The sequence below is a fragment of the Marinobacter sp. F3R11 genome, from assembly GCF_003318275.1.
In the GTDB taxonomy this organism is placed as follows: domain Bacteria; phylum Pseudomonadota; class Gammaproteobacteria; order Pseudomonadales; family Oleiphilaceae; genus Marinobacter.
Genome location: NZ_QOCH01000003.1, coordinates 1 through 19,401, shown reverse-complemented (window position 1 = coordinate 19,401; position 19,401 = coordinate 1). Strand labels below are relative to the sequence as shown.

The window sequence follows — 19,401 nt, the reverse complement described above, 5'->3', positions numbered from 1 at the left end:
AGAAGTATGACAAAAAAACGTTTCATTAGTGCGACTCATAGCTTACCGCGAGATTTGATGAAGGGGCACGACCTGCGCCTGGCCAGGTATCTCAGAACTCCAGAGCTTGGGCCTAAAATACTTTTCTTCAGCGGAGGAACGGCGCTGAGAAGTTTTTCCAGGGTATTGGCAGGTTACACCCACAACTCTATTCATCTTGTGACACCTTTTGACTCGGGAGGCAGTTCTGCCGAACTGAGAAAGGCATTTTCGATGCCCTCAGTTGGTGATCTTCGGGCCCGCCTGCTGTCACTGGCTGATGATTCGGTCACAGGTCATCCTGACATTGCGGCCCTCTTTGGACACCGGCTGGGGAAGAATGAAAGCAAGGTGGAGCTGGAACAGAGCCTCAAGGCTCTGGTTGATTGCAAACATCCTTTGCTCAAGGCAATCGCAGAGCCCATGCGCTCCCTGATCCAGAGTTATCTGGCAGAGTTTTATGATCAAATGCCGGAGAGTTTTGATCTTGCGGGGGCGAGTATCGGTAATCTGATACTTACCGGCGGATACCTCTTCCATAACCGCTCACTGGATCCGATCGCCTTCCTGTTTGGTCAGTTGATAAAAACACGGGGAACTGTTCGCACCACGACGGACGCAGACTTACAGCTGCAAGTCCTGTTGGAGAGCGGACGAACAATCACCGGCCAGCATCGCTTTACAGGTAAGGAAAGTTCAGAGATCTGTTCACCCATCAAATCGATAACCTTGTCAGGCGATGCGGATGATGTTGAGGCCCGGGATGCCTCCAGGGTCTGCAAGGAAACCCGAAAGCTGATCGATTCTGCGGAACTGCTGGTTTTTCCTCCCGGCAGTTTTTATAGCAGTATCATCGCGAACCTTCTCCCCAAAGGTGTTTCCAGGGCTCTGAACAAGAACCCGGCGCCAAGGGTTTATGTGCCAAGCCTGGGTAAGGACCCGGAAACAATTGGCATGACGCTGGCGGATCAGGTTCAGGTACTTGCAGGACATTTGTCGCACAAGGCTGCGGGAAGAAAGCTGCCAAGGCCGCCGATAGATTTTCTGCTGTTGGATTCCCGTTTGATGAATGTTTCGAGTAAACAGATGCGGGAGATAACAAAGACATCAGGCGCCCAGATCATCGATCAGGACCTGGCGCCGAAAAAGCCTGACGTCTGTCGGTATGATGACGTCAAGCTGGCTGAGGCTTTGCTTGCCCTGACGTGATTTCCGCTTCCGGCCGGTCGAATCTGATTGTAGTTCTCACCGGGACCTCAACCTGACAGGCTGCGCGCCGTTGTTGACACGGAGGTTTCAATTGATTCATAAGTCTGCTGATCGGTCTGGCCGATTGGCAGGTCATAGGTGATGGTGGCGCCGAAGGCTTCAGGTTGTTGCGGATCGTTACGGGTCTTGTCGAATACCAGCAGGCGTGTACCCAGATGGAAGCCTTCGTGAAGGTCGTGGGTCACCATAAAGATAGTTGTACCGGTATCGCGCCAGAGCTTGAGAATTAGCTCGTGCATGTCGCCGCGGATGCCCGGGTCCAGCGCACCGAAGGGTTCATCCAACAGCAGAATCCGGGGTTTCATGACAAAAGACTGGGCAATAGCCAGACGCTGCTGCATGCCTCCGGACAATTCATGTGGCCACTTGCTGGCGGCATGAGCCAGCCCTACAGCCTCCAGCATTGCATCTACGTCCTTCAGGGCCTCCCTGCGGGCAGAACCGAACAGCTTGCCCGCCAGGGGGCTTTGTTCCAGTTCCAGTCCCAGCAATACGTTCTGCCGCACCGTAAGGTGAGGGAACACCGAGTAGCGTTGAAATACGATGCCGCGGTTGCGATCCGGTTCTTCTGGAAAGGCATTTCCTTCGAGCAACATCTCACCCCGGGTCAGTGTTTCCTGGCCCAGAAGCATTTTCAGGAAGGTGGACTTACCGCAACCGGATGCGCCTACCAGAGTACAGAACTCCCCCTGATTTACGTTCAGGCTCAGGTTTTCCAGTACAACATGGTCGCCGTACTCTTTCCAAAGATTCTTGACGGTAATGAAGCTCATCAGTGGCCTCCAGCATTGTACCAGGGGAACAGTCTGCGATTGGCTAAGCGCAGACACTGGTCGATAACGATGGCGAGAATGGTTATCCAGATGACATAAGGCAGGATGACATCCATTGCCAGGTAGCGTCGTACGAGGAAAATGCGGTACCCCAGACCTTCGGTGGATGCTATGGCTTCGGCTGCAATCAGGAACAGCCAGGCCGGACCCAGGCTGAGCCGCACCGAATCAATCAGGCGGGGGATGATCTGGGGCAGAACCATACGGACGATGACCTGCCAGGAGTTGGCGCCCAGGGTCTGGATCTTGATCAGTTGTTCGCCGGGGAGCTCCCTGACCCGCTGAGCCACATCCCGCATCATGATCGGCGCGGTACCAATAACAATCAGCATGACTTTGGATAGCTCGCCAAGACCAAAGACGATAAACAGAATGGGCAATAATGCCAGTGGCGGTACCATCGAGAGCGTGGATACCAGTGGCGCCAGGTTGGCCCTGATGAGTGGCAGAACGCCATTGAGTACACCCACTACCAAAGCCAGCACCGCAGCGATACCAACGCCCATGCCCAGGCGCTGGAGGCTTGCAGTGGTGTCTTGCCACATAAGGTAATCACCGCTGCGGCGGTCTTCCTGGAACGCCATGCGATCAATAGCGGCCGTCATCTGTTCGAGGCCGGGAAGCAGTTTGTCGTTGGGGTTTTCTGCCAGACGCTCTTGCGAGGCCAGGCTGTAGATCAGCATGATCAACAGGAAGGGAAGCAGGCCTAGAAGTGTGGCCGAAACCCGCCCCGGGTGGCGGTTGATCAGTCGCATACGTTATCTCCTCTGGTCACACACGGTACGGTCATCGCGGGGAAAAGCATTCCTTACGATTCAGTCTCCCGGGCTTTTGTCCCGCCGTGTAACCTCCCAGAGGTCGGTAACTCTCGGACCAGCCATCCGGACTGCTGTTGCAGAACTGTCCGGACCGGAACCCTAGTCACCCATTTTATCCGTCTTTCCGCCGCGTATTCGTCCCTTCGGAAGGGACGATGTGAACGATGTTGTAAACGGGCATGGTTTATCAAAAAACCATCTGTCCTGACCAAAGCAGATGGCGTGCCAGCTTCGTGAATACACTGTATCCCGCGTGGGTTGGTGTAATGATTCATAAAAAACGCGCTCCATTTTTGTGCATAAGGCTTCCGGTTGCACTGTTATGATTCTGCTGCGGCTAGCATAGACCTGGCCGCGGCCATAATCTTCAGGTGACTCTGTTGCTCCCGCCCGGCTCCTCCGGCAATGTGGCCCCAGTCAGAAACCAGTGTCTCAATAGTGGCTCCGGGCATTCGGGCAGCATCCCCGGCGGCATCCTCCGTGGTGAAATAGAGATCGGTAGTGCTTGGCATCAGTCTGGCGGGCATGGTGATAGCGGCCAGCGCCCGGCTGTAGTCGCCTTTGAAAACCGGATTGTCACTGATGTTGGCTGTTTGCCAGGTGTTCAGAACCGTGAGCAGGTTATTGGCATCCTGTGCCAGGTGGTCCTGTTCCCAGAATTGCAGTAAAGCCTCAATCGAATGAAATCCCAGGTGTCGCCAGAGTTTATGGCGGAAGAAAGCCTGGGAATAGGCCCAGCCAGCATACACCCGGCCAAAGGCTTTAAGGCCTTGTTCAGGCGGTGCCTGATAATAGCCATCCTGAAAGTTATGATCACAGGTAAGAGCGGCTTTGACGCCCTCCAGAAATACGTGGTTATGGGGATAACACCGTGCAGTACAGCAGCTGGCCAGCAGGGAGCGCACCTGTTGCGGAAACAGGCAGCCCCATTGAAGCGCCTGCATGCCACCCATGGACCAGCCGGCTACCAGAGCAATGCTGGCTCCGCCGAATACCTCATCAATCAGTCGCTTCTGCAACATCACGTTGTCGTACAGGCTTACTGATGGAAAGCCTGCGGCACCCTGCTGCCCCGGGGTGTTTGACGGTGAGGATGACTCACCTGCACCCAGCAGGGACGGAATGACTATGCAGTACTTGTCTGGATCCAGCGGGCTGCCCTGATCTGCCCAGGGGTAGTTGCCCGCAGCTGCACCACCATAATACGTTGGCAGCAGTATCAGGTTGTCTTTTGGTGCATTCAACTCCCCGATCTGATGGTAGTGCAAACGCGCTGAACGCAGGGTTTTCCCGCTGCTCAGAACCAGATCGCCTACCTCGAAATCCTTTGTAAGCCAATGTTTTTCAGACATTTCTGCTCCTGGTTTCAAAACTGTGTTTAGCCTGTTTTGTCAGCTCATTCTTGTTTATATATACATGCTGGCATGTAAGTTGAATGTCAGGTACCAAGGAAGAAACATGCCAGAACACTCAACGATTGCCCGTTGCCGGGTAAAAGGGGATAAAAGATGACTGACCTGACAAGTACCCAAGCTTTAAAACAGCGCCTCACTGATGCCGGCGTGAAGTACGCCATTGCAAGTTATGTTGATATCCATGGCATTACCAAGGGCAAATTTGTCCCGGTAGCCCATCTTGATCAGATGATGAACGGCTCCGAGCTTTATACCGGAGCTGCTCTTGATGGTGTGCCCCAGGATATTTCAGACGATGAGGTGGCCTCCATGCCGGACGCCGGGGGGATGGCAATCTGCCCATGGAATCGTCAGCTGGCCTGGTTTCCGGGCAATCTGTACCTTAATGGTGAGCCATTTGAAGCATGTTCCCGCAACATCTTCCGGCGCCAGCTGAGTGCTGCTGCCGATATGGGTTACCGCTTTAATCTGGGTATCGAAACCGAGTTCTTTCTGTTCCGTGACACAGAGAATGGCGGCTTTGCTCCGCTAAGCGACCGGGACACTCTAGGCAAGCCGTGCTACGACCCGCGCACCCTGATGGATAATCTGCCTGTCATGGATGAACTGGTAGACGCCATGAACGAACTGGGATGGGATGTATATTCCTTTGATCATGAAGATGCCAACGGCCAGTTCGAAACCGACTTCAAGTACGCCGATGGCCTTACCATGGCCGACAGGCTGGTGTTCTTCCGTATGATGGCTAATGAAATTGCCCGTAAGCACGGCGCCTTCGCCAGCTTCATGCCCAAGCCCTTCGCCGACCGCACTGGTAGTGGTGCTCATTACAATATGTCCCTGGCTGACGTGGAAACCGGAGAGAATCTGTTCGAGCCGAAAGCTGATGATCTGCACAACTGTGGTATCAGCAAGATCGCTTATCATTTCATCGCTGGTGTGCTGAAGCATGGCGCTGCGATCAGTGCCGTTATTGCCCCCACGGTTAACAGCTACAAGCGCCTGGTGCGGCAGGGCAGCATGTCCGGCTCCACCTGGGCACCCGTATTCATGTGCTACGGCTCCAATAACCGTACCAATATGATCCGCATTCCCAGCATGGGTGGCCGCATCGAATGCCGGGCCGCAGACATAGCCTGCAATCCTTACCTGGGGAGTGCCCTGATTCTCGCGGCTGGCCTTGAAGGCATTCGTGAAGGTCTGGATGCCGGCGCTCCCCACCACGAAAACATGTACAACTACAGTGATGCGGAAATTGCGGAACAGGGTATTGAGTATCTGCCAAGGAATCTGGGAGAGGCGGTAGAGGCGTTTGAAGCCGACCCGCTGGCCAGGGAGGTGTTTGGCTCAGCCATGTTCAAAAGCTTTATTGATACCAAGCGTGATGAGTGGAACAGCTATCAGAACCACGTTTCAGAGTGGGAAGTTAAGCGCTACCTGAAGATGTTCTGATCGGAGGGGGGGAAGCCCCCCTTTATTCCTTGCCGAGCAAAGCCCAGAACTGTCGTTGAAAAAACGGCATTTCTTTTTTTAGCGAGAAAAGTTTGGGTGAAAACAGCCAGGTCTGGGTAATGCCCATCAGATAGGTGTAGCTCAATAGCCCCAGATCCTTCGGATCCTCCTGCGTTGTGATCAACCCCTCTTCTACGGCCCGTTCTACCAGGCTCTGGAACAGAGCAATGATGGATTTGGTGAGTGCCCGTTCCCGCTTCAGTGTTCGGGTCATGGCATCGGTTAACTCGGTCTTGTTCAGCAGAATCTCGAACGATTGACGGTACTGCCGGTTATTTGCCAGCAACCCGAGCCACTGTTCTATAAACCGGTCCATTGCTTCGACCGGGGTACCCTGCATTTCGGCGCATTCGGCAACCAGGGCTTCTAAAGGTTCCTGGGAATAGCGGAGCACTGCCTCATACAGGTCATCCTTGTTCTCGAAATGCCAGTAAATCGGCCCACGGCTGCACCCGGCCTCTTTGGCGATGCGACTCAGGGTTGTCAGAGAGTAACCGTCCCGGCTAAAGAGTTTTAAGGCTGCCTCCAGAACCGTCTGGCGAGTTTTCTCGGCATCTTCCTTGGTACGACGCATAAACAGTTTTCCCCACACCAATCTACCAGTGAAGTTTAAACAAAAACGGGCACGATTGTTCGTGCCCGATGGTTACAAAGAAAACGGATGAGGTGGGTCAGATCTCTCCGTCTGCAGCCATTTCCATATAGCTATCGTCGAACCGGAGCTTCACATTGGATTTGTCACCCATGACAGAGCCGTCCGGGAATTCTATGCCTACGAAGTCCGGGCTCGTTGCGCCCTGGCCGAGCAGACCCTTGTCAAAGGAGAACTGGCGAACACTGTCCATTGCTTCCATGGCTTCGCTGCTGCGGATGAACTCCAGTGAATTTTCCGGTTTCCAGAACATTTTCATGCCGTCGAGCTGGGCTTCATAGCCTAACTGGTCGGTACCGGAAATTTCCCCGAGAAATGCCCGCGCTTCTTCGCCCTGTTCGGAATCGGACGCCAGAATGCTCATGGTTTCATACCATGCACCTACAAGTGCTTTACCCAGTTTCGGGTTGTCCGCCAGTGTTTTGGTGTTGACCAGTGTCAGGTCCTTGATGTGCCCCGGGATCTGGCTGGAATCGAACAGTGGCGTGGCTCCGGGAAAGCTGGCAACTTCTGTCAGTAGCGGATTCCAGGTTGCGACGTGGCGCACCTCGTCGGTCTGGAACGCGGAGACCAGGTCTGCATCGGAAATGTTGACCACACTGATATCCCGCTCTTCGAGACCAACAGTATTCAGGGCACGAACCAGAAGGTAGTGAGAGACGGACAGCTCAACGAGGTGCACTGTTTCACCTTCCAGCTCTTCAATGGACTTTGCATCCTTGGACACCAGCCCATCGTTGCCATTTGAGTAGTCACCGACGATCAGCGCCGTGGTGTCCAGTCCGGAGGCTGCTGGAATCGAAAGGCCATCCATGCTGGTAGCGACCACACCATCAAACTGACCAGCAGTATATTGGTTGATGGATTCGATGTAGTCGTTGACCTGTACGATATCCACTTCGATATCGTATTTGTCGGCCCACTTTTTCATGATTCCGTAGTCCTCGGCATACTGCCAGGGAACCCAGCCCGCATAGATGGTCCAGGCAATGCTGAAGGAGTCCTTCTCCTGGGCCAGCGCACCCATTGAAAGGGAGGCCGTGAACAAACCGGCCGCAAGCTGTTTGCTGAAGGTACGTGTTTTCATGGTTCTCTCCTCGGGACATGCCCGTGTTTATTGGGTAATTTCTTCAACGATCACCACCGGAGTTCCCGGTGAGACTGCCTGGCCCGCTTCACGTCGCACTTCAATAACGCGACCGGAAACAGGGCTCAGTAACTCAATTTCCATCTTCATGGATTCAATAACCGCCACAGGGCGCTGGGCCTCAATGGTGTCGCCGGGACTGACAAGGCACTCCCACAGGTTGCCCGCCACGTGACTTTCGACAGCATGCTGGCCCGCAGGCAGGTTGCTGACGTCGTCATCACCGGTGTCCTCTATAGGCGCCTCGGAACTGAAGTTGATCTGCCCCGACTCGATCCAGCGTTGTAATTCCTCGTCAAAAGCCTGCTTGCGCTTATCGGTGAACGCCTGAATCTCTTCGTTCCTGTTGTCAAGAAACTGTTCGTATTCCTTAAGGTTGAAGCGGGTTTCCTCAATGCGGATCGGGTAGTCTCCGTTGGGGAAATCGCGGCGGATCTGCTGCAGCTCATCTGAACTGACTTCGTAAAACCTTATCTGGTCGAAGAATCGCAGCAGCCAGGGTTTACCGGCTTCGAAATAGTCGGTAGTCCGGTAACGGTTCCACATCTGCAGGGTTCTGCCAACGAACTGGTAGCCGCCGGGACCTTCCATTCCATAGATGCACAGGTAGGCTCCGCCTATACCCACGGAGTTTTCTGCGGTCCAGGTACGGGCCGGGTTGTACTTGGTAGTCACCAGACGGTGACGGGGGTCCAGGGGAGTGGCCACCGGCGCACCCAGATACACATCTCCCAGGCCCATGACCAGATAGCTGGCATCGAATACGGTTTTCTTGACCTCGTCGATGCTGTCCAGGCCATTGATGCGGCGGATGAATTCCAGGTTGCTGGGACACCAGGGTGCGTCCTTGCGCACTGACTGCATGTATTTCTGGATGGCGGTCTGGCAGGCCTCGTCATCCCAGGACAGGGGCAGATGGACAACCCGGGCGGGTACATCCCATTCCGGCTGCTGATCCAGATCCTTTTCGGCTCTGATCAGCAGGTCCAGCAGTGAGCGCTGGTCCAGAATCTGGCTGTTGTAGTGCACCTGCAGGGAGCGGATGCCAGGGGTCAGGTCCAGAATTCCCTCATGTTCGTGCTCTCTGAGCCACAGCATCAGGGCATGGGCCCGGAATCGCAGCTTGATGTCCAGCTCCATGGGGCCGTATTCCACCAGCACATAGTTGTCACCAGCGGCCCGGTACACAACGCCGGTTTCATGGTCGCTGGTGCTGAGCGAATCCAGAACCGGAGTGGCCGGCCTGGTGGGGGTGACATGTATGCTGGCGGCTGTCAGCGAGGCAACAGATTCATCGAGTGCGGCCCGAAGTGCAACCGCCTGTTCCTGGTTTACCGGAACGAACTGCACCTTGTCACCAGCTTTGAGTTGCCCGAGTTTCCAGAGGTCGGCGCTGACTACAGTTACGGGGCAGACGAAACCGCCCAGGCTGGGGCCGTCAGGGCCGAGAATAACCGGCATGTCCCCGGTGAAATCCACCGTACCTACTGCATAGGCGTTATCGTGAATGTTAGAGGGATGCATGCCAGCTTCACCACCGTCACTGCGTGCCCACTCAGGTTTCGGTCCGATCAGTCTCACTCCGGTGCGGCTGGAGTTGTAATGAATCTCCCATTCGCTGGCGAAAAAGGTGTCTATGTCCTCACCGGTGAAATAGTCCGGTGCGCCATGAGGGCCATAGGTGACGTGAAGCTTCCAGGTCTTGCCGATTGCAGGCTTCATGTCCGGGGGCAGGGTAGCTGCGGCTACTGGTGTCGCTTCGCCCAGGGCCAGTACATCGCCGGCGCGCAGCGCGCGACCGCCGTGCCCGCCAAATTGTCCAAGGGTAAAAGTGCTGCATGAATCCAGGTATTCAGGGCAGTCCAGACCGCCCCGGAAGAGCACATAGGCACGGGCGCCACCTGCTGTAGTGGCGCCGAGTTTCAGGGTGGCACCGGCGGGTACATCAATGACTTGCCAGAACTCGACCGGTTCGTCATTGAGAGTGGCATCAAGAGTTGCACCTGTCAGGACAATCTGGGTAGCCCGGTTAAAGTTGAGTACTGGACCTTTGAGAGTGATCTCCAGGCCAGGTGCCTCATCGGGATTATTCAGCAGCCGGTTCCCCAGTCGGAAGGAATAGCTGTCGAACGGACCAGATGGCGGAACGCCGATTTCCCAGTAACCTATGCGGCCCGGATAGTCCTGGATGGTGGTCAGGGTGCCGCCGCTGAGAACATCCACGGTTGCAGGCCGATAATCGAATTCGTTCAGGGTACGGGTAAACAGGCGGCCTTCTACAAACCGCTGATCCCTGAGCACCTGGCCAACATAGTTCAGGTTGGTTTCAATGCCGTACAGCTGGCTGTGATCAAGAGCCTGTATCAGCCGTTTGCGAGCCGATTCACGATCCTCTTCGTGCACGATGACCTTTGCCAGCATGGGATCGAACAGCGGCGACACTTCAGTACCCGGCTGAATCCAGGTATCGATTCGCAGATTATCCACTTCGGGCCAGGTGACGTTCGTCAGCAGGCCGGCTCCGGGCTGGAAGTCCTTGTTGGGATCTTCTGCGTAGATCCGGGCCTGGATAGCGTGGCCCGAAGCCGTCAGGCTGGCGCCAAGCTCTGTAAGGTCGGGCAGGGAGCCTGCGCCGAGCTCAACCATCCAGCGCACCAGATCCACGCCATAAACCTTTTCAGTGACGCCGTGTTCCACCTGCAAGCGTGTATTTACTTCAAGGAAATAGAACTCCGTGGTTTCCGGGTCGTAGATAAACTCCACGGTGCCGGCACTTCGATAGCTGATGCTTTCGCCCAGCTGGCGGGCAGTGGCGTGCATGCGGGTGCGCACATCGTTGCTGAGGCCGGGTGCTGGCGCCTCTTCAATCACTTTCTGGTTGCGGCGCTGGGCGGAGCAGTCGCGTTCGCCAAGGGCAATTACCTTGCCTTGCCCGTCACCGAACAACTGCACTTCGATGTGGCGGGCATATTCCACGAATTTTTCCAGGAATACACCGCTGTTGCTGAAGTTATTCTGGCTCAGTCGTTGGACTGAGCTGAAGCTCTTGTCCAGATCTTCGGCGTTGTAACAGCGTGACATACCGATACCACCGCCTCCGGCAGTACTCTTCAGCATGACCGGATAGCCGATGGCATCGGCGGCTTTCAGCGCCTCATCCAGGTCTGTCAGAAGACCTGTGCCGGGTAGCAAGGGTACTCCGGCGTTTTCGGCTAGTGCACGTGCGGTGTGTTTGAGACCAAACTCCTCCATCTGCTCTGGTGTAGGGCCAAGAAACACCACACCCCGGGCTTGGCAGCGACGCGCAAATTCGGCATTCTCGCTCAGAAAACCGTACCCGGGATGGATTGCACCGGCGCCGCTTTTACGGATCACCTCAAACAGCTTGTCCTGATCAAGGTAAGTTGCCGATGCTGAACCTTCACCCAGAGAGTAGGCTTCGTCGGCCTGACGCACATGCAGGGAGTCGGAATCCGCTTCAGCGTAGACCGCGACCGAAGTAATGCCCATTGCCCGCAAGGTACGGATCACCCGGCAGGCGATAGCACCGCGGTTGGCAATCAGTACCTTTTTCAGCTCCATACCAACACCTCAATGGGGGTTGGGTTGTAGGCATTGCAGGGGTTGTTGAGTTGAGGGCAGTTGGAGATCATCACCAGCACGTCCATTTTCGCTTCCAGCTCAACGTACTTTCCCGCGTCTGAAATGCCATCGGCGAAGGTCAGGCCGCCCTCAGCGGTTACCGGCACGTTCATGAAGAAATTGATGTTGTGGGTGAGGTCGCGTTTGCTCAGCCCCAGTTCGTCATGCTCTGTAACTGCTGCCAGCCAGCTGTCACGACAGCTGTGCATGCATTTTTTCTCCAGCGTATAACGGGTGGTGTTGCTCTCTGCTGAGCAGGCTCCGCCGAGGGTGTCGTGGCGACCACAGGTATCGGCGGTAATTTCCAGCATCACGTTATTTTCCGACGACATCAGTTTCGAGCCGGCGGTGAGGTAGACGTTACCCTGCGCACGCATGGTGTCAGCTGCGCTGTAGCGTTCGGTGGGATTGCTGGCGTTGTAGAAAAGCGTGTCGGCGGCCTGGTTGCCCTCCAGGTCGAGGATCCGCAAGGTTTCTCCTGCCTTCACGACTTTCAGGAAGTATTCGCCAGCCGGTACGGTTTCACGGAAGGCAGCGTTTTCGGGGTTCAGGGAGCTTTCTTTGATCATGTCCGGCATCCTTTTACTGCATCAAGTGGTACAGAGCGGTATTGGCGAAAGCACGGGTGGCTTCCGGCGACGAGGTCTTGCAGAGGTCGGCATCAGTAACTGGTGCCGCCTTGAAGAACTGATATCGCAAAGGATGGCTGGGGTAGTCGGGTGCAGGGTCCAATGGGTGCGGGCAGGTATGCAACACCACAATGGTGTCCATCTCAAAACGCAGGTCGACGGTGGCGCCAGCGTGTGAGTGATCACTCACGTAGCTCATGTTGCCGTTGTCGTCGGTCTTCACACAGCTGAACCAGTTCAGGTTGGCGGTCAGATCTTTCTTGCCCAGGCCATACTTGGCCAGTTCATTAAGGAAACTGGTCAGGCCGTTGCGGTGGTAGTGGTTATGGGCGTGCTGATAGGTCTTATGGCCCCAGCGCTCTTCTACCAGACTGGCGTTGCAGGTGCCGCTGACGGTGTCATGCCAGCCCAGATCGTCACGGATGATGGAGGCGAAGACCCGGCCCATGTCGGACAGCAATACATGACCTTTGGTGAGCTTGAAGGTGTGCTGGTTTTTCAGGGTGTCCGGCATGTTGTAACGCTCGAGAGGGTTCTCGGGGTTGTACATCAGCATGCCGACATTGGCGTGTCCGGTTTCATCGATGAGTCGCAGAACATGGCCTTTGCGCATGACAAAGGACCAATGGGATCCGCCGGGAATCAGATCTTCGTAGAGAGGGGCTGCTGTTTCGAGCATGGCCATTTTCTCCTGGCTTGGTGGTCAAAAAAACACGAGAGACGTCAGTCACTGAACGATTCTCCCGGGCTTTTGTCCCGCCGTGTAGCCTTGGAAAAGGCCGTCAACTCTCGGACCAGTCATCTGTGCTGTTAACAGCAGATCGGAACCCTAGTTGACCTCTTTGTCAGATTGTTTCGCGTTGATAAGTGGTGCTTGACATCCGCCTCTCGCTGCGCACTTTAATTCAAGCAAGTTTGGCGCCAGTAATTTTATATGCATGAAAAGTATAGATTATGTTGGGTTTCGGAGTGGCCGGAGTAGTACTCCAGGAGCCTTCTGGGCGCCAACGTGGTGCGTCTGTCCGGAACTGGTGCATGAAATGCATCGGGATTCGATTCCTTGCCGGCACGTTAAGGTCGGTATGGGTTTAGAGCTTTGGTCGTCCTTCTGGTCTAAAATAATATGAGTTAACTGTCGAAATGTTAGGTAGTAAAAGCAGGCACGGGAGTGTCGTAACTTAATAACTACAAGTAACCCGCCATGAATCTGTCTGATATCGACCTGAAGCTGTTGCGAGTTTTCCACGCGGTTGTTGAAACTGGCGGGTTTACCAGTGCCCAGACAGTGCTCAATGTGAGCCCTTCCACGATCAGTTCTCACATGAGCCAGTTAGAAGCAAGGATTGGTTTTGTGTTATGTGAGCGGGGCCGGAGCGGATTCCGGTTAACCACTAAAGGTGAGGCTTTTCATCAGCATGTGCTGGCATTCTTCGGAGCTGTTTATGCACTTGAGGCCAGTGCTGAAGGGCTCCGCAGGAGTACCGTTGAAAATATGCGAATAGGCATTATTGATAATCTGGTTACTGATAAAAACTGCCCGCTTCACAAAGCACTTGGGGAACTTTTTTCCCAGCCAGACAGTGCCATTGAACTGTCCATTCAAGTACTTTCGCCCCAAGACATTGAACGAGAGTTGTTGGAGCAGAATCTGGACATGGGCATTGGTATTTTTTACCACTCGACGCCGAATCTGCACTATCGTCCTCTTTATCAGGAGCGGGATGTATTGGTATGTGCCGGCAGCCATGCACTTGCAAACCTGAAAGATCCTCGTGAGCTGGCCCGGGAAATTCCTTCGGCTCCCAAGGTTGTGCGTAATTTTATGCAGAAACAGGAATTTCCATTTATTGAAGATGATGATAACAGTGTGATTGCTGCGGTAACCAATGTGGAGTCAGCCGCCTTTATGATTCTGAATGGTCCCTTCATTGGTTTTCTGCCCTACCACTATGCGCAACGTTGGATAGCTTCCGGTGACCTGGCGGGGCTTCTCCCTGAGAAATTTATTCGATATTCACAGGTTTCCCTGGTCACGCGGAGGGATGAGTCACATCGATCCTCCGTTCTCACCAATTTCATTCGATGCCTCGAGAAAGAGCACGGGTCGCCCCGTCATGTTGCAAGATGAGCTGTTTCGGTGCGAAACCCTGGTTTGCTTCAGAAAAACCGTAGTAAACATGGAAACACGGCTATTTTAGCGTTCCTCGCTTATACCTAGGATCGTTGTCATGGACGAAACAGTGACATCTTCGTTCACCCCGACACTGACCCTGAAAAAGGATTCGCCATGAAACGCTCCATCACTTCGCTCGCAGTCTCATGCATTATCACACTTGGTGGTGCTCAGACAGCGGCCGCTGAAAACCTCACTCGTGTTACAGCTGGCCACCTGATTGCTCTCGATATGGCACCACTGTTTGTAGCGAAAGAATCTGGCTGTTTTGCCAAGTACGGCCTGGAGGTAGACACTCGTTTTTTTGCCAACCCTGGTGATAATAGTGCTGCCCTTGCTGGCGGTGCGATTGATTTCAGTACCAACCCTTTCACTCTGGCGTTCTTTGCAGCCAATAGCGGTGTGCCCATCCGGGTTGTCAGCGCAGCCGGTGGCTGGGGTGTTATGGAGGTAGTTGCAGATGGTGATCTGGGGCTGAATTCCATGGAAGACCTTCGCGATCATATCGAGGCTAATGGTCCGCGCCTGCGGGCGGCCGTGTTGCAGGGTGACACACTGGAGCTGATTCTGGTCGCTGAACTGGAGCGTATGGGCTTGGATACCGATGCGGTCGAGTTTGTATATTTTGATGATCTCCTGGCTATGGTGGAGTCGTTCCGTAGCGGCAACACGGACATCCTCAGCCATATCAAGCCCTACACCTCAGACATGGTTGCCAGTCGCGGCGCCACTGTTATTACCAATAATGCCGAAGCCTGGGCCACCAAGGCTCCTAACACGGTCGTCAGTGTTCTGGAAAGCACTCTTCAGGAGCGGCCAGAATTGGTCGAAGGCTACCTGAGAGGCCTTCGTTGTGCTGCTGATATCATCAACAATGATCTGCCGACGGCTCTGAGTTATCTGGAGGATGGAAACTACTTCCGTGTTTCAGAGGGGGCACTTGAACAGGCATTCAACACCGCACCTGCGCCCATCAGCTTTGATCCGGATATCGAGTCTGTGCAGCGAGTGTTGGATGATCTTGAAGGGCTGGGCTATATAAAGCCGGGAACAACTGCTGACAGTATATTCCGCACAGCCATGATCAAAGCGCTGGAGCAGGAATAATGTCTACTGCAGCATGGGACAAGGCAGCCCCATGGGTGGTGGGTGGTATTTCTGTGGCCTGTGTCATTGCTGCCTGGGAAATTGCAGGCGTAGCTGAGTTACCAGTGACTACAGTGTTGCCGCCTCCCAGCCAGTTTATGGCTATGGTGATAGAGAGTGATTTCCGGATAGGGCTGGGGTCACAGTCTGCCACATTATGGGAGTCCTTAACGGCCACATTCGTCCGGGTGTTTGGTGGCATGCTTCTGGCCTTTGTGGCCGCAATTATTACCGGAGCAGCTATCAGCCTGTCCCGTTTTACTACGTGGTGTATCAGTCCTTTTCTTTATCTGCTGGCACCTATTGCGCCTATCGCCTGGATACCTACTGCCATCGTAGTGTTCGGTATTAACAACGCCACTGCGATCTTCATTGTCTTTATGGGGGTCTACTTCATTCTGACCATAGGCACGCTCGCAGAGATCAGGCGAGTGCCTGCAGAGTATGGAACTGTTGCGGGTAACTTGGGTGCCAGTCGTTGGCAGCAATGGTTGTTCGTGGTAATGCCGGCGATTCTCCCGGGCGTTTTTACCCTGCTTCGAACAAACTTCATAGCGGCCTGGATGGCCGTATTGGTAGCGGAAATGGTTGGGCTTCGAGATGGGCTTGGCGCGATCATCATGATGGGGCGAAACCTCTTCAATAATGAACTGATCATGTTTGGAATGCTTGTTATTGGCGTCTCCGGTTTTATTGTCGATCGAAGCCTCGCGCTGATTGGAAACCGGGTTCTCTGGTGGAGGGTGTGATGGAGGTAGTATCCGAGAGCCATGAGTCCGTATTCAGACTCGATAACCTGACCGTGAATTTCCCCGGGCAGTCCGGCCCTGTGCCCAGCCCTTTGCAGGGGCTGAATCTGGATATACGTGCGAACGAGATAACAACGATTCTGGGCGCATCTGGTTGCGGCAAAAGTACGTTACTGAGAACGCTGGGAGGCTTTGTTCTCCCGGAGGACACCGGAGGTGTGCTTTACAAGAAGCAATTCCTGACAGGTCCGACAACCGACATCGTTATGATCTTCCAGGAAAATAACCTTTATCCCTGGCTGACCGTAAAAGGGAATGTTGGTTTTGGTCTCCGGTTTCGCAAAAACGCACCCAAGGATCTCAATAAATCTGTCGCTGATATGTTGAGTAACGTTGGGCTTGCGGACGCCGCTCGGGCATATCCTCATCAGTTGTCAGGAGGCATGCGCCAACGCACAGCTATCGCCCGTGCTCTGATAACGCGCCCGCAGGTGTTGTTGCTGGATGAACCATTCAGTGCCCTGGATATTAGCCTTAAGCGACGGATGCATTCCCTGATTCACAAGCTGCAGGATGAAACCGACATATCTATGGTTATGGTTACTCATGATGTTGAAGAGGCCATCACCGTGGGAGATCGTGTCCTGGTGCTCGGTGGAAATCCGGCCGGAGTTCTTGTTGATGCTGATGCGAGAGGTCCGGAAATGCGGGATCGCTATTCGAAAGAATATCTCAACCTGCAGAAAGAAATTGAGGAAGTGATCTTCTAGGGGGCATTTTATGAATGGTATTCACGACATGGGGGGGCTCCACGGCTTTGGACCGGTGGCCGTGGATCCCGATGAGCCAGTTTTCACCAGTCGCTGGGGGAGTCGAATCTTTTGTATGACTCAGGTTATCGACAGCCTGGGCATCTGGAATCTCGATGAACACCGCCACGAAATAGAATTGATGGCGCCAGAAGACTATATCTCTCATACCTACTATGGCCGCTGGATGTTTGCCATGGAGCGGATACTCGAACGCCGGAACATATTGAACAGGGAAGAGGTGGACCGTCGCACTGAAGAAATTGCAGCCGATAGGCGCAAGTTCACACCGCTTCAGCCTGCTGGGCGCAACTGGCCCCTGGCGGAGGGCGATAAGGTGCCTTGGGGCGCATGGCGAAAGAACGAGGTCGTAGAACCTGAATTTTCTGAAGGGCAATGGGTGCGGGTGAGAAATATCCATCCGCCGGGTCACACACGAGTTACCAACTATACCCGGGGCAAGGCTGGTGAAGTTTTCCGGGTAAATGACCAGGCCTGGGTCTTTCCGGATACCCGTGCTCATTATCGTGGTGAGAATCTGCAGGCTGTATATACGGTGCGCTTTGATGCACAAACGCTCTGGGGTGAGGAATATGCCGAGCCCAATTCTTACGTTTATATCGATCTAAGTGAAAATCACTTGGAATTGATGCAGGAGGATTAGAGATGGGTCACAACCATGCGCACCCGAAAAAGGCCTGGCAGGCCATCCGCACTGAGGCCATTGAGAGCCTGCTGAACGAAATCAATGTGTTGTCGTCGGATGATGTAGACCAGGTGGTCAGACACTACGAAGAAAATGTCGGGCCCAGGACCGGAGCCAGTGTCATCGCCCGTGCCTGGGTAGACCCCGGGTTCAAGAAACGGTTGTTGGCTGATGGCCTGGCGGCTTGTGAGGAGCTTGGGATAGGCGGTCCGGAGACGGAGTTGCTCCATGTGGTAGAGAACACGCCGGCAGTACACAACGTGGTGGTCTGCACCCTTTGCTCATGCTATCCCTGGCCAATTCTTGGGCTGCCCCCGGCGTGGTATAAATCCAGCGCCTACCGGTCACGTCTTGTCAGAGAACCACGTAAGGTTCTTTCCGAACTCGGTGTCGTTTTAGCTGATGAGATTGAAGTCCGGGTCTGGGACAGCGTTTCCGAAATCCGCTATCTGGTCATGCCAGAACGCCCTGACAATACTGAACACCTAAGCGAATCAGAGCTGATTGATCTTATCAGTCGCGATCACATGATCGGGGTTGCCCGCACCATCGAGCTGAACGGCCAGGAAAACTAACATGCAATCAGACACTCTTTTAACCGCCTTGCGCCAGACAGGTTTTGAAAACCTGAGTTTTAATACGCCCTGGTCCGCACGCTTGTTCGGTATGACGCTGGCCGCCAGTAACAAACAGCTTTTTACTCTGCAGCAATTCCAGGCTGCGTTGATTGATCGTATTAAAGAGCAGGAGAAAGGAGGCTGTATCACCACCGATGAGGATTACTACAGTTGCTGGCTGGAAGCCTTGCAGGGACTTCTGGAAGCCAGGAATCTGTGGCAGCCGGATCAGCTCCGTGAACGGGAAGCCGAGGTGGTTGAGGCCGGAGAGCACCGGCAGGAACAGCAACGGAAAGGCCATCATGTTGTCCAGCCAGAGGCCGTCCAATGACTATCCCAGGTGATCCTTATGATTTCCCGATAGAAGGGCCGTTTTTGCCGGGAAAAACCGCATTGATGATTATCGATATGCAGAGAGATTTCTGCGCTCCATCCGGCTACATGCATACCAGAGGTGGTGATTTGGGGCCGGCGCGCGCGACTATTCCGCGCATCACTGCGGTCCGGGATGCGTGCTGGAAGGCTGGCATAGAAGTCATCTATACACGCGAAGGACATCGCCCCAATCTTTCCGATCTGCCCCGTTGTAAACGCATGAAAACAGCCTTGGCCGGCGCCGAGATCGGCAGCCAGGGGCCACTTGGGCGGTTGCTGATTCGTGGTGAAATCGGCTGGGATTTCATTGACGAACTACAACCGGAAGAAGATGAGATCGTCATTGACAAGGCGGGCACTGGCTCCTTTCATGGCACTGACCTGCATCACATTCTCAACAACAAGAAGATTGAAAACCTGATCATCACAGGTGTAACCACGGGAGTTTGCGTTAACTCTACAGTCCGGGAGGCTGCTGACCGGGGTTATAACGTGCTGGTGCTGGAAGACTGTTGTGCCGAGCCAGATCAGAACACCCATAATATCGCCATTCAGTTATTGAAGGTTGAAGGTGGCTATCTATCGACCATCTCCGATTCGGAGAAGTTTCTGTCGGCGATGTGTCAGGTATCCGGTCAAATGGATAAACCGAACGTGCGTTCCGGGCCAATGTCATCTCAGCCTTGAACTGAGGCAATGTTCTTCAAACTTCCGGGGGCACCATGAGCTATCGTATATTGTTAGTTGATACTGGTAGTAAGCGATCGGAAGAGTTGGTAGCACTGCTGACCGAACTGGGTTTTGAAGTGATCGGTCCCATTACTGATACGGATGGCCTCTACGATTGCGTGCCCAATCTCAAGCCCGATATTGTGGTCATTGCCTCCCACT

Annotated in this window: 18 protein-coding genes and 2 riboswitches; of the genes, 10 read left to right on the top strand and 8 right to left on the bottom strand. The window is 54.3% G+C overall.

All coding sequences use genetic code 11. From position 1 onward, the window contains the following. Positions 1-6 precede the first annotated feature (6 nt). Positions 7-1,227 (top strand): GAK system CofD-like protein, encoded by a 1,221-nt coding sequence (locus DS878_RS00170; protein WP_222837411.1) that lies wholly within the window; start codon positions 7-9, stop codon positions 1,225-1,227. Between the two features lie 47 nt (positions 1,228-1,274). Here the strand turns inward: DS878_RS00170 and DS878_RS00165 are convergent, their stop codons facing one another. The 3 genes from DS878_RS00165 to DS878_RS00155 all read right to left on the bottom strand — a co-directional run bounded on the left by DS878_RS00165 (position 1,275) and on the right by DS878_RS00155 (position 4,290). Continuing rightward, entirely contained in the window at positions 1,275-2,060 is a 786-nt protein-coding gene (locus DS878_RS00165; protein WP_113813925.1) for an ABC transporter ATP-binding protein, read from the bottom strand. After that, positions 2,060-2,875: an ABC transporter permease gene (locus tag DS878_RS00160; protein ID WP_113813924.1), complete on the bottom strand. Its 816-nt coding sequence runs from the start codon at positions 2,873-2,875 to the stop codon at positions 2,060-2,062. The genes DS878_RS00165 and DS878_RS00160 overlap by 1 nt, the downstream gene beginning before the upstream one ends. A 63-nt stretch (positions 2,876-2,938) precedes the next feature. Further along, positions 2,939-3,052: riboswitch (guanidine-I (ykkC/yxkD leader) on the bottom strand. A 206-nt stretch (positions 3,053-3,258) separates the two neighbouring features. After that, a complete protein-coding gene (locus DS878_RS00155) occupies positions 3,259-4,290 on the bottom strand; it encodes an alpha/beta fold hydrolase (RefSeq protein ID WP_113813923.1) in 1,032 nt (343 codons plus the stop codon). A 156-nt stretch (positions 4,291-4,446) separates the two neighbouring features. Here DS878_RS00155 and glnT point away from each other — a divergent pair, with 156 nt between their 5' ends. Beyond that, the gene (gene glnT / locus DS878_RS00150) at positions 4,447-5,805 is read left to right on the top strand and encodes a type III glutamate--ammonia ligase (protein WP_113813922.1); all 1,359 of its coding nucleotides are present in this window, start codon (positions 4,447-4,449) and stop codon (positions 5,803-5,805) included. 22 nt (positions 5,806-5,827) lie between these two features. On the opposite strand, the gene DS878_RS00145 is transcribed toward glnT, so the two are convergent. From DS878_RS00145 to DS878_RS00125, 5 genes are all read right to left on the bottom strand, one after another. Beyond that, the gene (locus tag DS878_RS00145) at positions 5,828-6,439 is read right to left on the bottom strand and encodes a TetR family transcriptional regulator (RefSeq protein ID WP_113814279.1); all 612 of its coding nucleotides are present in this window, start codon (positions 6,437-6,439) and stop codon (positions 5,828-5,830) included. Between the two features lie 97 nt (positions 6,440-6,536). Next, positions 6,537-7,604, bottom strand: coding sequence for a putative urea ABC transporter substrate-binding protein (locus tag DS878_RS00140; RefSeq protein WP_113813921.1), 1,068 nt, complete (start codon positions 7,602-7,604; stop codon positions 6,537-6,539). 27 nt (positions 7,605-7,631) lie between these two features. After that, entirely contained in the window at positions 7,632-11,246 is a 3,615-nt protein-coding gene (uca, locus tag DS878_RS00135; RefSeq protein ID WP_113813920.1) for an urea carboxylase, read from the bottom strand. Further along, on the bottom strand, positions 11,237-11,875 hold the full coding sequence (locus DS878_RS00130; RefSeq protein ID WP_113813919.1) for an urea amidolyase associated protein UAAP2: 639 nt from the start codon (positions 11,873-11,875) through the stop codon (positions 11,237-11,239). The genes uca and DS878_RS00130 overlap by 10 nt, the downstream gene beginning before the upstream one ends. 13 nt (positions 11,876-11,888) lie before the next feature. Beyond that, positions 11,889-12,614 (bottom strand): urea amidolyase associated protein UAAP1, encoded by a 726-nt coding sequence (locus tag DS878_RS00125; protein WP_222837410.1) that lies wholly within the window; start codon positions 12,612-12,614, stop codon positions 11,889-11,891. Between the two features lie 59 nt (positions 12,615-12,673). After that, positions 12,674-12,779, bottom strand: a riboswitch (guanidine-I (ykkC/yxkD leader). Positions 12,780-13,136: 357 nt separating this feature from the next. Between DS878_RS00125 and DS878_RS00120 the strand changes: the two genes are divergently transcribed. From DS878_RS00120 to DS878_RS00085, 8 genes are all read left to right on the top strand, one after another. Next, positions 13,137-14,063 (top strand): LysR family transcriptional regulator, encoded by a 927-nt coding sequence (locus tag DS878_RS00120; protein WP_113813917.1) that lies wholly within the window; start codon positions 13,137-13,139, stop codon positions 14,061-14,063. Positions 14,064-14,222: 159 nt separating this feature from the next. Further along, a complete protein-coding gene (locus DS878_RS00115) occupies positions 14,223-15,215 on the top strand; it encodes an ABC transporter substrate-binding protein (RefSeq protein WP_113813916.1) in 993 nt (330 codons plus the stop codon). Beyond that, complete coding sequence (locus tag DS878_RS00110) at positions 15,215-16,003, top strand: ABC transporter permease (protein ID WP_113813915.1); 789 nt, start codon at positions 15,215-15,217, stop codon at positions 16,001-16,003. Before DS878_RS00115 ends, DS878_RS00110 begins: the two co-directional genes overlap by 1 nt. After that, positions 16,003-16,773, top strand: a complete 771-nt coding sequence (locus tag DS878_RS00105) for an ABC transporter ATP-binding protein (protein WP_113813914.1) — start codon at positions 16,003-16,005, stop codon at positions 16,771-16,773. Before DS878_RS00110 ends, DS878_RS00105 begins: the two co-directional genes overlap by 1 nt. A gap of 10 nt (positions 16,774-16,783) precedes the next feature. Beyond that, a complete protein-coding gene (gene nthB / locus DS878_RS00100) occupies positions 16,784-17,476 on the top strand; it encodes a nitrile hydratase subunit beta (RefSeq protein ID WP_113813913.1) in 693 nt (230 codons plus the stop codon). A 2-nt stretch (positions 17,477-17,478) separates the two neighbouring features. Continuing rightward, positions 17,479-18,093, top strand: a complete 615-nt coding sequence (nthA, locus tag DS878_RS00095) for a nitrile hydratase subunit alpha (protein WP_113813912.1) — start codon at positions 17,479-17,481, stop codon at positions 18,091-18,093. 1 nt (position 18,094) lies between these two features. After that, positions 18,095-18,466, top strand: a complete 372-nt coding sequence (locus DS878_RS00090) for a nitrile hydratase accessory protein (protein ID WP_113813911.1) — start codon at positions 18,095-18,097, stop codon at positions 18,464-18,466. Further along, positions 18,463-19,197 carry a cysteine hydrolase family protein gene (locus DS878_RS00085; RefSeq protein ID WP_113813910.1) on the top strand — a complete coding sequence of 245 codons (735 nt, stop codon included), beginning with the start codon at positions 18,463-18,465 and terminating at the stop codon, positions 19,195-19,197. The genes DS878_RS00090 and DS878_RS00085 overlap by 4 nt, the downstream gene beginning before the upstream one ends. Positions 19,198-19,401: the final 204 nt, after the last annotated feature.